9 protein-coding genes and 1 pseudogene are annotated in these 13,660 nt (G+C 57.5%); 3 read left to right on the plus strand and 7 right to left on the minus strand.

Annotated features, from left to right (window positions below):
• The first annotated feature begins 169 nt into the window (after positions 1 to 169).
• Both OKW30_RS23095 and OKW30_RS23100 read left to right on the plus strand, forming a co-directional pair.
• The gene (locus tag OKW30_RS23095) at positions 170 to 799 is read left to right on the plus strand and encodes a helix-turn-helix domain-containing protein (protein ID WP_429347673.1); all 630 of its coding nucleotides are present in this window, start codon (positions 170 to 172) and stop codon (positions 797 to 799) included.
• Positions 796 to 1,680, plus strand: a complete 885-nt coding sequence (locus OKW30_RS23100; protein ID WP_429347674.1) for a ubiquinol-cytochrome C chaperone family protein — start codon at positions 796 to 798, stop codon at positions 1,678 to 1,680. The genes OKW30_RS23095 and OKW30_RS23100 overlap by 4 nt, the downstream gene beginning before the upstream one ends.
• A 220-nt stretch (positions 1,681 to 1,900) precedes the next feature.
• On the opposite strand, the gene OKW30_RS23105 is transcribed toward OKW30_RS23100, so the two are convergent.
• A complete protein-coding gene (locus OKW30_RS23105) occupies positions 1,901 to 2,083 on the minus strand; it encodes a hypothetical protein (protein ID WP_429347675.1) in 183 nt (60 codons plus the stop codon).
• Positions 2,084 to 2,886: 803 nt separating this feature from the next.
• On the opposite strand from OKW30_RS23105, the gene OKW30_RS23110 reads away from it, so the two are divergent.
• The gene (locus OKW30_RS23110; RefSeq protein ID WP_429347676.1) at positions 2,887 to 4,548 is read left to right on the plus strand and encodes a diguanylate cyclase; all 1,662 of its coding nucleotides are present in this window, start codon (positions 2,887 to 2,889) and stop codon (positions 4,546 to 4,548) included.
• 53 nt (positions 4,549 to 4,601) lie between these two features.
• On the opposite strand, the gene OKW30_RS23115 is transcribed toward OKW30_RS23110, so the two are convergent.
• From OKW30_RS23115 to OKW30_RS23140, 6 genes and pseudogenes are all read right to left on the minus strand, one after another.
• Positions 4,602 to 4,913 carry a hypothetical protein gene (locus OKW30_RS23115; RefSeq protein WP_429347677.1) on the minus strand — a complete coding sequence of 104 codons (312 nt, stop codon included), beginning with the start codon at positions 4,911 to 4,913 and terminating at the stop codon, positions 4,602 to 4,604.
• 221 nt (positions 4,914 to 5,134) lie between these two features.
• A complete protein-coding gene (locus OKW30_RS23120; RefSeq protein WP_429347678.1) occupies positions 5,135 to 5,767 on the minus strand; it encodes a hypothetical protein in 633 nt (210 codons plus the stop codon).
• Positions 5,764 to 6,522, minus strand: coding sequence for a hypothetical protein (locus OKW30_RS23125; RefSeq protein ID WP_429347679.1), 759 nt, complete (start codon positions 6,520 to 6,522; stop codon positions 5,764 to 5,766). Before OKW30_RS23125 ends, OKW30_RS23120 begins: the two co-directional genes overlap by 4 nt.
• A 119-nt stretch (positions 6,523 to 6,641) precedes the next feature.
• The gene (sbcC, locus tag OKW30_RS23130; protein ID WP_429347680.1) at positions 6,642 to 10,109 is read right to left on the minus strand and encodes an exonuclease subunit SbcC; all 3,468 of its coding nucleotides are present in this window, start codon (positions 10,107 to 10,109) and stop codon (positions 6,642 to 6,644) included.
• Positions 10,106 to 11,348 (minus strand): annotated as a pseudogene (gene sbcD, locus OKW30_RS23135) (exonuclease subunit SbcD). The gene sbcC and the pseudogene sbcD overlap by 4 nt, the downstream one beginning before the upstream one ends.
• 101 nt (positions 11,349 to 11,449) lie before the next feature.
• Positions 11,450 to 13,378: an ATP-dependent nuclease gene (locus OKW30_RS23140; protein ID WP_429347681.1), complete on the minus strand. Its 1,929-nt coding sequence runs from the start codon at positions 13,376 to 13,378 to the stop codon at positions 11,450 to 11,452.
• Positions 13,379 to 13,660: the final 282 nt, after the last annotated feature.

Raw genomic sequence — 13,660 nt, forward strand, 5'->3', positions numbered from 1 at the left:
CATGTGCAGTCCCGACCTGCAGCGCCTCGAGGCTCACTGCATTTTCGCCTGCGGTCTACCATTCCGGACGACATTATGCAACCAAGTGGTGTTCACCGCCGCAGACAAGTTTTGTTGGAGCAAGAAACTTCTTTCCCCTAGACTCCCATCCAACAAGACGGAGGACGATGTGAGCGACGAAATAGAAGAAAGCACCACCTTCCGCGACGTCTCGCGATGCTTCGTGGAAGCTCTGCGACGCAGCATGCGGGTTGCGTCGGAAGATGAAGACGGAGCCCTGGATGCTCTGTCGCAAACGCAGTTGGCCGAGCGCGCGGGAATGGGCAGGTCAACCTTGGCAAAGTACCTTGGTGGTCGCTCTGACGAAACGCCAGCGAATCCTGATTTGGACATTATCTGCCGACTCGCGGAGGCAGTCGGAGTCCCGCCAGCAATCTTGCTGATGAGGCCTCAAGACTGGGCCAGCTTGGGAAGCGGGATGTTGACGTTTCAGCAGGCTATGAGGGATTCGACTTTCACCGCGTTGGCAGCGGAGCTTCAGGGCATGGATTCGACAACTTCTCAGCGCGTGGCGGAAGCCGCCTTGCGCATTGGCAGACTGCTCAATACCGTCGAGGACGAACGTGACTCCAAAGTTTCTCAGGAGGTAAGGGATTTCCGGCACGCTACAAAAGTGTCCATATCGACGACCGCTGCATCGATTCCATTCCGAATGGACGGAGTCACCACCTCTCATCTCCCTGCGCTGCTGACCATCTGCAGCATTCTTGGAACTACAAACGCTAGGCTAACCCAATGAGCGACGACTTCATCAAGAACCCCGGCAACCTCTCACACTTGCTCGCGCAGGCGGACATCGCCGACCTAGATATTCTTGGAGACTACATTACTGATAGCGGCAAAGGCCGCATCTCTTTGAATAATGACGTTTGCGAGAGACTGGTCAAGTGTAAGGCTCGGAAGGCCTATACAGAACTCGACCGAAAACTTGTGTCCCAGGAAATACGCGCGTTCGGTGGCAACACGCTGACAAATGTGTACCGTGATGTCCGCAGCAGCATTCCATTTGGCTCGCTACTGGACAAGGTTCTTCCGGACGTGGATGCGACTATCACCTATGACGAGGTCGTCAAGGACGTGGCCTCACACCTGAAGGTCCCGTTCGACAAGAGCGATGACATCCTCGTAATCGAGGACGGAATTCTTCGCAAAATTCTCCGGGACTCGTTCGAGAAAATGTCCCCGGATGAAAGGGCTGCGGTGTTGAAAGAGCTGAACGTGTCCGACCTTTCAATGCTTGGGCCTGCGGCGGGTGCTGCGTTCATTGCGGCGGGCCGCGTGGGTGGGTTCGCCACCTACAAGCTCTCACTAATCGTGGCCAATGCCGTATCGAAGGCGCTGCTTGGTCGGGGGCTTCCCCTTGTTGTGAACGCGACGGTCGCGCGCACAATCGGCGTGCTGCTCGGCCCCATTGGCTGGGTCGTTACAGGCGTATGGACGCTAGCAGACATGGCGAGTCCGGCCTATCGGGTCACTGTGCCATGCGTCATTCAAATCGCCTACATGCGCCAAAAGGCCATCGTAGAGGCTCACACCAAGGCTTGCCCATCCTGCGGCGCAAGGAATGAGCGGGCGTCTCGCTTTTGTGCCGAGTGCGGGCACTCATTTCAAGGAGCGTGAAATGTTTCCTGGCCCTATGGAATACCTCAAGTCACATGCCATCGCTTTTGTAGCGGGTGCAGTGACTGTCCTCGTCGCAAGTGCGTACGTCAAAGTCGCGAAAAAGTGGAACGTTCTTAACGACTAACCTGCTTTGCTTTGTGCAGCGGTGCCCAAGCTGTTGGGTGTCGCAAAAACCGTGGGCAACTGCAGTCGCAAGTTGCCCACCGCTGCACGGACTTCAGGCAAGCAGACTGTCAACCAACGCATTGATGTTGCGTCCGTCGATTTTCTTGCCCGAACTTGCGTAACCTTGGCGATTCTCATCTGCCTTCTCACCGAACAGGAATGGCAGATACGAGTTGTAGTCGCCTGGCTTGTCGGTGCGGCGGAAATCCCAACGCTCTTCAGCAAACTTCAGCATCGCGACACCCCGTGCGGCGATACACGCGACGTCCCAGTGATACGACCGGAAGACTTGGGCAACCTGTGTCTCCGAGTGGCTACTTTCTCTTCACCTTGGTCAGGCACATGGATTTTCAACCAGTCGTCGTTGAGGTCGACTGCGCGCAAACTCCCTGTAAGCTCGATGGAATATTCGCCGGCAGCGGGCTTCGGTTGCTCGGCGCGAATTACCCTTGAAATTTTCGTCCGCGCAATGGCGTTGATGCACGCCATCTCCTCGACCCGGCCGAATAGAACTCAAGGCTCTCGAACTCCTTTCCCGTTGGACTCAGATTTCGTACAAGCTTGCGAAACGTGTTGCGATAGCTCGCGTCCGGCACGAGCGCGGTTTCGCTTGCCAAACGAATCGTTGTCTTCCGATGATGGGCGCGCGGCTGACAACCGGAAGGAAACGCCGACTGGGAAATTGCTGTTACGCACGGGACCACCGCGCACTCGTTGTTCGCGGCGAGATTCTAAAGTTTCAATTACAGATGCCGTTATGCACTGTGCTCGTCTGTCAAGTGCCCGTAGACACCGCAATCTGGTGAGTACCCAGCGGCGACTCGATGACTTCTGTCGCCTCGAAAAGGACGCTGCCCTGATATTATTTCAAAAAAGAGATGAGACGAGGTAGCGGTGGACGCACCCCGCCTACTTGGGTCCATAGTTATTCCTAGGGGTAAGTCGGATGCAGTGCGGGATATTCGCCGCCGTGCCAGAGCACGAGCCGAATCGGAAACATCTGCTTTCAAGAAGCGTCATGACCCGGGGTATAGGCCGATGAGCATCGTCGCGACTTCCGAAACGCTCGGTCACGACCCCGAGCTAATTCTACGAGGCGTGCGAGCCGCGCTCGACGCCGGGGAATTCGGACGGGCAAACGAGCTTGCCCAATCGCTGCTGGGCCTCGCAAAGGCCACAGAAAATACCCCCATGGAGGCGCAGGCGCTAGCGTGCCTCGCACATTGCGACCGTCTGTCATTTCGCATGCGACGCGCTGCGGACACGAGCCAGCGCGCTGTCCATCTTTATCAGGAAGCGGGCGACGTCACGGGCGAGATAGACGCGCTGAATACGCTCGCGCACTCATCCATCATGCTCGGCCGCGAAATCGAGGCGGTCGAGGCGGCGTTGTTAGGCGTCAAACTGGCTGAGCGGCACGGGTCAAATCAGCAAGTGGTTCTGGCGTACAACTATCTTGGGGTCGCATTTACGTGGAGCGGAAATTTCTCAGAGGCGGATGACGCCTATGTGCACTCTACTGAGGCGGCAATTCGTTCAGGCCGGCAGCTCAGCACCTACCAGCCGCGCCTGAACCAGGCGTGGGCCGAGAAAATACGTCTCGCGCGCGACCGCTACGAACTGGGATTGACGCCTGATGTCGGGCAACTGGCCCGTCTGGTCGAGAAATATCGGGAGAAGGAAGAAACCGGCACGGCATTATTCCTTGCGCAAGGGTTCCATCTGACCGGGCTAATTCTGGCCTGCCTCGTTGCAGGGTTCATGGAGTGCTGGCGCGGCGATGTAGATGCGGCGGAAGCCGAACTGCAGTCTGCTCGAAAGTATCTAATCAGGCTTGGCTTCACAACTTGGCTGGACGCCTACGCCAACTGGCTTGAGGCCGAGATTTCTTGTGCTGGACGGGACTATTCGAGCGCATATGCATTACTCGAGCGTATGACCGACGTATCGAGTAGGGGCGACCACGAACAGCTGGCCAAGGTCGGCTACCTGTTCTTGCATCACATATACGAAAGACAAGGGGAGCGTCATCTTGCGCGCCAAGCGCTATGCAACCTACGACTGCTCGAAAGGCGGGTGCGTGCGGACAGTCTCGCCAGCCGTGCGCGCGTGGTCGAATGGCAATTGACGGCACGCGAATCGGAAGCGCACCTCCACAAGCTAAGGGAGAGTTCCCGGCAGTTCGAACGTTGGTCCCTTGAAGACACGTTGACTGGCATCGCGAACAGGCGCTGCTTCGAGCAGCGTCTGTCGACCGAACTGCGGCTGACATCCGAGACGGGGCAAAGTCTAAGCATCGCGTTCATCGACATTGACGGATTCAAGTCCATCAATGACACCTTTGGTCACGCTGTTGGAGACCGCGTTCTCAAAACGCTGGCAGTCATTTTATCGGCACATGTGCGCGAACACGACCTGCCCGCTCGCCTCGCCGGCGACGAATTTGTCGTAATGCTCACTCGTATTGATAAAGAGCCGGCCGTGAAGATTTGCAAGCGCATTGTTTTGGAAGTGCGCAACTTCGACTGGGAGCCAATCGCAGCCGACCTTCGCGTGTCAATCAGCGTGGGCGTCGCCGAAGCCAAAGAAGGCGACACAATCGACTCTCTGCTGCACCGCAGTGACGTTTCTATGTACACCGACAAGAGAGTCGGAGACGGTGAGCCCGTTGAGCTTGCGGTTGACGAGTTCAAGGGATGACGACGGATAGGCTCAGGTTGTGTTTTCCAGATGTGGTGCCGTTCGGCGCCGATTCAATCGCCGCCCCAGCGGCCCCGGTCGTGCCACTCGTGTTCACGCCATTGGTCGCGACGCCACTCACGTTCGCGCCATTCGCGACGCTCGCGCCATTCGCGCGCGCGCCAATCGTCGTAGCCACCGTAGGCAACGGCGACCGGTGCGGGAGCATACGCGACGGGAGGAGGGGGCGCGTACACTGGCTCAGCCGGCGCATAGACTCCGACCGGGATGCCGATACCGATGCCGACGTCGACGTGGGCCGATGCCGCTGTTGATGCTGCCAGCACTGCCAGACCGAGAGCCGCACCAAGGATTGTCTTGTTCATCTTCCCTTCTCCTCGCACGTTGCGTGCAATGTCAGTGAGTACGGTTCGGAGTGTAGGAGGCAATGTTGGACACAGGTGAAACGGCCCTGCGAGATTCGTAACGCGGGATTACTGTCGAGATGCAGGTCTTCGTGCCTGCATTTCGGCACATAGCGAATAATTCTTCCGTATCAGGCATTTGGCGCGCATGTGCGCGCCGACGTAGCATTTCAGGCTTGCCATCAATGGTCCGCCACAAGATGCTGGCCGGACGTCAGAGCGTTCCTTATTTCCGCCGCTGCCATTGCTGGCTGTGACGCGTCGACGAAGCGCTCCAGCTGAATCGGGATGCGACAGACAGCCAAGGGCATGTTGCCCTCGGACTCCCATATTCCGTCGCTCACTGGGTAGCGGGCGTTGTCCCATATCTTGTGGTACCAGTTCGTGTCTTGAGGAAAGGACTCGCGTGCCAGAAACAGGTAAGTAATCAGGAGGCTTGCCGATTTCTCCGGTGGAGAGGGTTCGCGGCCTTGCTCTTCGTCAAGCAACTTCGAGTCCGACACGAGGCGGAAGTCGATTAGGTAGTCACCCGCCTGCGGCCCATTGATTCTCCCTTGCTCGTACGCCTCCCGGTTGAGATAGAGATATGTGACATCGAGCAGCGGAAGATAGTCAACGCCGGTACGGAGCCCAAAAGGCGGGTTGTTGTAGTTCCGAGGCGGCGTGTACCTATGGTGGGCGCTGTAGTACTGGACGTCGAGATTGCTCGCGACGTCATTGACCAGATTGAGCATCGACGTCTGATAATCAGCAATGAGGCGATACGCTTTTCGGACATCGAGTAGCGCGGCGCCGAGGTTTTCGTTTGTCGTCATCTTGTGCAGAGCTGGAAGGAACTGGAATCAATGGAGAGAGGCGACAGCTGCCACAGGTGTCCACATGCGGCGCTCGTTCGCATTGCGGCCGGGACAATAGACCTGTTGACCAAGCTGCTTTCAACAAGAAGCGGACACCGCGCCGACTCAATGCCGCAGGGCTGAAGGTCGAAGAGCCTAGTGTTACCATTGCCGGCTACGCCGTGGAACGCCATACCTCGTTCGATATCGTCGACGAGCCGCCGCGAGCCCTCTTGCGAGTTCGGTATTCGGCGCAGGGCCGCGAGGACATTCGTCCAGCGTACGGCGACGAGCGAAAAATTGAGTGCGACTCCTTGCTCGGCGAGAACGGTCTCGACATTTGTTTGGAATGCATGCGTCGCCCGTTCCGAAATGTCTTGCCGCCCTCCGACCAGCAGTGCAATGAGCGGCAGTTTGGTCGCGGATGGCTCGTTCTCACGCAGCGCGCACAGTTCGCTCGCCACCTGCGTGACGGACTGCATGTCTGCTGTGTCCCAACGTTTCGCTTCCACCAGCACAACGGCGGACTCGCAGGTCATGACGACGTCGGGTTCGACAATGTGTTCCGCAAGTTCAAGTCGCGGCCAAAAGTCGATTGAGTCGAGGCGGCCAGGAGACGGCACACGAGGACACAGCTGAGCGAAGAGGGCCTTAAAGCTCTCTGCATCCAAGTACGCTATCCGCTCGAAGACGATGGATGTGAGAAGGTCTTCCGAGCCGACGGCGGCCTCCATTTGGAGAGACTGCCCGTCGAGCCCTGAGCCCCGACGCTTTCCCCCGAGTATCGCAGTGAGCATGTTTTGTTTTGATTAAGTGGTCGGATTCAGCCAACCCATAGTGGGTGCCCACCAACTCACCAAAAAAGTCGGGAGTGTCCGACACCACCGCCTTTTTCGACCCGAATTTGCGTGGCGACGCGGTCCTTCAGACCTTCAACGTGGCTGATGACACCAATCATCTTGCCGCTCGCGTTCAACGTATCCAGAGCATCAAGCGCAACCTCCAGCGTGTCGCCATCGAGCGTCCCAAATCCCTCGTCGAGGAAGAGAGAGTCAATGGAGGTCTTATGGCTGACGAGGTCGGACAGGGCCAATGCCAATGCCAGGCTAACGAGGAAGCTTTCGCCTCCAGAGAGGGTGCGGGTGTCGCGCGTAACATCGCCTTGCCAGCCGTCGACAATCTCTAACTCGAGCTCTCCGGTCGCCTTCCGTTTCAAAAGGTAACGCGCGTGCAATCGGTCTAGGTGGCGGTTGGCGAGCGCCAGCAAATGGTCGAGAGTGAGCCCTTGTGCGAATTTGCGAAACTTGTCACCCTTCGCAGAGCCTATCAGGCCGTCGAGGCGCTGCCAGACATCAACTTCTCTCGTGCGCTCGTCAATCTCGGAAAACAGAGCCTGCTGATTCTGCCGCCGCTGCTCATCGCTGGTTAAAGTCGCCCGCTTTCCACCAATCTTTTCGCTTAGTGTCCGGCGTTGGGTATCTATTTCCATCAATTGGGCGTCAAGTTCACCGAGGAGGGCCGTGGTGTGAGCGAGCGACACCAGGTGATTGTGCTTTTCACGAGTGGTGGTGAGCACGGCATCTGCCTGCTGTTTCGCCCGATGCAGCTGCTCCTTAAGATGCCTAAGGCGCTGGCGCTCTTCAACCGGTAGTAGCGCTGCCAAAAACGCGGGAAGGTCGACAAAGGGACTCTCGGTCAATGCAGTCTGCCACGCGGACGATGTCTCATCCATCGCTTTTTGCTGCGCAGCAAGGTTTGTCGCTAACTGCGTCTGCCGCCCACGCAGCGACGCAAGATAGTCTTTCAGTTCGCCGATTTCTGCGGCACAGCGCGACAGCGACACTGCAGGGTCGGAGATGTCGCCAGGTAGCACGATGTCGTCAGCTTCCCCTTCGTCCGTCGACGAGAGAGCGAGCCATCTGTCGTGCCATTGCTCAGCCTCGACTTCCGCCGTCCTGCATAAAGCCCTCTGGCGCGTCAGTTCTTCCGCAAGTTGCTGCAGTCGGCGCTGCGTTTGTTGCCAGCCCTGCCATTCGCCGGCGCGTTCCTGCAACCACGCCGCCGTATCCTCCGGCAGGTCATGGAGGGCAAATCCACCGTCAAGGAGTGAATTTTCTAATGCGTCGCAAACGTCGCGCAGTTCAATATCGCGCGTCTGAACATCCCGCAGCAACTCAGCCTGCCGAATATCTCCGGCCTGAATCCACTGTTTCAGCAAATCAACTCGGCTTTGCGCGGCCTGGACGGCTTCGCCATCCTTATGGTTGACTTGGCGAAGTTGCCCAAGCAACAATTCGCACCCGTCTACGACGTCGAGTTCCTGCTTGACACGTGCAACGGCTTGCTCGGCAATCTGGCGCCCGGCAGTTAGGGTTTCCGGAAACCGCCAGTTATCTGCACGGAGCGTGTTTTCCGTGCGCAAGTCGAGAATGTCGGCGTGAATGTCGGCGTCCCATTGCGTTTGCATTTTCGCTGCGTCAGACTCGACCTTCTCGTGCTGGAGTTCCCATTGCGTCTGTGTTGCGCGTCGTGCGGATTGCTCATCGGCGGCACGTTGAATCTGGGCCCCATGGGCATTAAGCTCGACGGTCTTTTGTCTCAGGCTGGCTTCGGTGAGCGAGACGTCGAGGCTTTGGTATCTGGCAACCGCTGGATGCTCCAGCGAGCCGCAAAGGGGGCAGGCCGCGCCGGGCTGAAGACGTTGGCGATGGTCGTCGAGGCTACGGATGAGCTGCTCCTGCTCCAGCAGCTTCTGCTTATCGGCCACCTGCTTTTGTAGGTCTTCGTGCTGCTCGCGCAGACGTTTGATTGCCGTTTCCTGCTCTACAATTGTGGCTCGTCCCTCGGTTATCTGGCGGAAAAGCTCGGCGCGATGTTCGGTGAGCTCACGCAGGCGCTGCCCGAGCGTCTCTAACTGCTGCCAGCGACTAACCGCCGCTTGTTCGGTCTGCCATCGGTGACGCATTTCGGCTAGGGTGCGGCCGTCCATTCGCTGCTGCTGCTCCGACTGCGCTGTCTGCAGCCTGGCGTCTGATGCAGCTTTCGACGTCTGGGCGCGCAGGAGTTCGGCGGCACGCGTGGTCAGGTCACTGTTGCGTTTGAGTTGCTCTTGGTCCAGCTGTTGCTGCGCTTTTCGCAACACCGTGATTTCCGATGCGAGCTGCGCCCGACGCGCGATTTGTCCGTGCCACACTCCCAAGCGCTCTCCCAATGCAGCCCGTTTTGGATTGGCTGCACAGAAATCGTCGAGCTGCTCTCGTTCACGTTCAAGCCGCTGCAGCGCGGCTTGAGCATTATCGCGAACCTGGTCAGCGAAGGCTCGAGCTGCACGGTGGCACCGATGCTGTTTGCGTAGAAATTCTTCATATTCTCGCGAAGCGTTCTTGATGGCTTCATCGGTTTTACGGTACTCGGCCTCGGCCCTCTGTTGGTTTTGATATAGCGGCCGCAGGGCTTCAGCCGGCTCGCTTTCCTCTAGGCGCCGCAGGTCGCTCGATGACGCCCGGAGCGCCTCATTGGCTCCGGTCGACCTCGCCTCTGCCGTCTTCAGCTCCTGCTCTGACTTTGTCAGGTCGGCTCTCCATTGACGACGAGTTTGCAAGACCTGTTGCTGTTGTTGTACGTCTATCAGCTGGACTTCGAGGCCTTTGATATCTTCCTGCACGCTCTGGCGCTGCTCGTCGGTCAGAAGTTCGACTCCGTCCGCGCGTGCCTTGAACTGGTCGAGTATTTGCTTTGCTTCCCGCGTCTGTTCGAACACGGTACGTGAAATTTCGCCGTAAATAACCGTGCCGGTCAGCTCTTCAAGAAGCTCGGCGCGGTCATTGGCATTTGCGTTTAGAAACGCAGCAAATCCACCTTGTGCAAGCAACATCGACTTAGTAAAGCGTGGAAAATCGAGACCGGTGATGGACTCGACGCGCTTCACCTTTTCGTTGCTTTGCGTCGTGATGATGGTGCCATCAGAGGACGCAAGTTCGACTCTCGGTTGCTGCAGCGCGCCGTCGACCTTATCCCGGGAGCGTCGCTGACTCCAAAAGGCGCGGTAGGCCGTCCCTTTCACCTCGAACTCGACCTCTGCCAGACACTCGGCTGTGTGTCGCGTCATGATGTCGTTGGACGATGCGGATACGTTCTTCAACCGTGGAGTCTCGTGATAGAGCGCGAGGCAGATAGCATCGAGAAGCGTCGACTTGCCTGCGCCGGTTGGCCCGGTAATGGCGAAAAGGCCATTGTTGGAGAAGGGCGGTTTGGTGAAGTCGATATGCCACTCGCCTTTCAGCGAATTAAGGTTTTTGAGTCGAAGGGTCAGGATTTTCATGCTTTTCCCTCCGTCACAGTTGCAACAACGTCGCGATAATGTTCCGTCAACTTCAACCGTAATTCGTCTGTCAGTTCCTCTTGCTTAAGCCGGCGCGCAAACACGTCGTGAGGACTCAACTCATCAAGCGTTTCATGGCTTTGGGAAACGAGATGTGGGGCGGAGTTCCCACGGTCGCGCCGAATGCGTAAGATTTCCACCGGTAACCCCTCGGCTAGGGTCTGGATGCGTGCTGGCAAATCGACGAGGTAGTCATCCTCAGCCACAGTCACTTCTAGCCCACACGGGCCGCTCAGCCGTAGCTTCACTGGCGAGTTCGGCGAATGTCTTCGCGAGCGTGGAGAGGTTACCGGTAATCGCCATAAGTGGCTGGAACCGGGGCACCCGCAAGGGTGTCACCGCCGCTAACCCATCGGCATTCACGTCAACGAGCAGCACCTCCTTCTGCTGTTTTGCCTCATCGAAGCTTAGGGGGATTGGCGACCCGCTGTATCGGATGTGGTCCAGTCCTCCAACTTTCTGTGGTCGATGAATGTGACCCAGGGCAATGTAATCAACCGGTGGAAAGGCTGACGTGGGAAAAGCCTCAAGCGAACCTACATAGATTTCGCGTACCGATTCGCTGGTTACGGCTCCTACGGTCGTTAGATGGCCGGTCGCAATCAACGGCAGAGAGCGACCCAGCTGTGCCGCCAGTTCGGCTCGCCGCTTGTTGGCAGCGTCAAACACTGCGCGGTAATGTTCCTGAATCGCGGTCTGCAGAGATTGCTGCTTGTCCTCCGCGCTTTGCCCTGCCTGACTTTGCTGAACGTCACGCGCACGAATGAACGGAATGGCGCACACGACACACCCGGGTTCACGGCTCCCGTTGTCACTGTGTTTAAGCAAGACCTGAACTTGCGAAGTCGAGTCCTCAGTCGAAGGAACGACGGTCGCACTCAACTGTGCGAGCAGGGCACTGCTTTCGCGTAATGTAGCCACGGAGTCGTGGTTGCCCCCAAGCAACAACAAGCTCACGCCCGCCGCGTGCAGCCGTACGACCAGCTGGCTGTAAAGCTCGCGCGCATAGCTCGGCGGTGTTCCGGTATCGAAGATGTCTCCCGCTATCAACACTGCGTCTACTGCGTGCTCATCCACCTGCACGAGAAGCCAGTCGATGAGCGCCTGATGCTCGGATTGGCGACTCTTGCCAATGAAGTGCTGGCCCAAATGCCAGTCTGAGGTATGAAGGATGCGCATAGGGACGACAGTGTGGAACAACGATTCTGTGATACGAGGACGCGCCCCTAGCCTGGTAGTCATCGGCCAGTGGGCGGCTTGCAAGGCTGACCGACCGAGATTTACCTGTTCCCGAATTCGAGAATCTGGACGCAGAGTTTGTCGAGCGACGCCGATTTCGCTCCGTCGTCGAGTGAGAAGGCGAGCTTTGCACCGATAAGCAGGGGATTCTTATGTATACCCTTTGCGTTGCCGTAGAACGCGTGCGCCCTGTTCTTTACCTGCTCGTACTGAGCAGCTCCCACGAACGCTGTGAGTTCTGAGTCAACGGTTTGACCAAGATTTGTGCGCCACATGGTGAAGTCTTTGGTCCAAACCGTGTCGGTTGGGAGCGGCGTCTTCTCATCGCCGCCCAGTAGTTTGAGCAGAGCCGTGTTGTCTTTCTGATGGTGCGCCTTGTGCTTATCTTCGCAATCAGCGTCGCCGTCGAAAATGACATAAAGAGGAATCGCCAGCTGCCGAGCGATGATTGCGGGACGGAGCAGATGGCTCTTGCCGTCGACCGGGACGATGTGGCAACCGGCTTTCCGGAATTCATGCATGCGGTCGGTCAGTGTCAGCCACGAGTGAATATAGGCAACGTCTTCAATTCCCTCGACCAAAATGAGCTTCTGGGCGAAGAAAATCTCGGAAAGTGTTGGCTGCAATATCTGCGCGATTCTTGCGAGGCTCCCCCTTGCGGCGAGAGGGGCCTCACCAGTCAGTTCCGCATAGTGACGTCCGATTTCGGTCGGCGACGGCCGCGTGGCGCACGATGCTTTCGTGGCTGAATCGCGACGTACGAGCCGTACGCTTTCGAAGGAGTCGCCCGAAACAAACAGCGGGCTGTGGGTCGTTACCAACACCTGAGAGCCACCGGTGGCCAGACTGTGCAGGACGCCCGCGAGGTGTCGCGCCTGAGGAGGATGCTGGTAGAGTTCTGGCTCTTCGCAGCCGAGTATGAGTCGTGGTTCGGTGGACTCTCCTTGGCTTGCTAGTTCCTGCAGCAGAGCAAGGAGGAAGGAGCGTTGGAAACCGTGGCCAAAGCGAGCCAACTCGCCTTCGAACGTGCCTTCGCCGGCGATAATCTTCGCGAACGGCTCCTCAACCTTGACTGACTTGTCCGGGTCCTGCTGCCAACTTACCCGCAGACTGGTGTCCGGATGCGCCCACTGCATTAACCGGTTCTGTAGCGAATCGGAGATGCCTTCGAGTGCGCCCTGACTCTCATCCAGCAGTTTCTGGTATTCGTCGCGCGCCTGCTGGGCCAGAGCGTTCAGGCGCTCAGCGAAATTGACTTTAGACCGTACCGTTCTCGCAAGCAATCTTCCCAGAGCAGTGGCCTTTCCTTCGGATTGTTCAGCTGTCGCATCCTTGACAGCGGGAATGTAGACCCACTGCAAATATTTCTGGAGCCGGTTCGCACCTTTGCTGACGCCGTAAAACTGGTCCTCGCTAGGAATCAGTACGCATTGGTCTGGGCGGTCCGCCTCAAAGGTCTTTAGGGCGTCGGCCATCGCAGCTACGCTGCCAGGTTTTGGCAGCTCGAATTTATCCTGGAGAGCCATGTATATCTGCTTCAGCTCGTCAGCCTTGGCCTTGTCGCCCTGACGTCGGAAGAAGGTCATGAACTCCGACATTCCCAATCGTTCGCCGAACTGTCGCACTTCGGCGCGGCCGGTAACTGGGTCAAAGATTGCTTTCGCTGTGACAATCAACCTGTCTTGCCTAAAATACTCTTTGAACTCCTGCTTGGCGTTGTCGTCCAACTCGCAAAACGTGACCGTGATTTCGATTGGTTCTGACGTATCCTTTCGGTGAAAGTCCTCGGCGGACAGAGCCGTGACATCGGTAGATACGCCGTCGGTCTCGCGGAAGAAGACGTTCAACGCAAACAGAAAGGTTGATTTGCCCGCGCCATTCGGCCCGACGAAGCAGTTGTACGGGTCAATGGCAACAACTGCATCCTTGATTGTTCTCAGGTTTTTGATGCGAACTGATTCAATGCGCATGACGGCCCTAGGAGTTTATTTTGTGAGTACTGGAATTTAAACACAATAATTGCTGTTTGGCGGCATGTCTTGTCTGGCCTTTACGCCTCAGCGCTTCAGCCACGCCCGGCGTCGTCAGCCAGCGTTGTTGCGACCGTGGGGTTGGCAGCACGGCGAGGATTTCAGAATCGATTTTGGCCATCGACTTTTGTGGGCGTTGTGTCAGGACAAGAAATGTCCCATAACGTGTCTACGCTTGCAACTGGAATGGTGGAGACGCGCCTTACCGTGAAAATACGGTCA

Origin of the sequence: Paraburkholderia sp. Clong3, from assembly GCF_050436485.1 — a bacterium.
Taxonomy (GTDB): domain Bacteria; phylum Pseudomonadota; class Gammaproteobacteria; order Burkholderiales; family Burkholderiaceae; genus Paraburkholderia; species Paraburkholderia tuberum.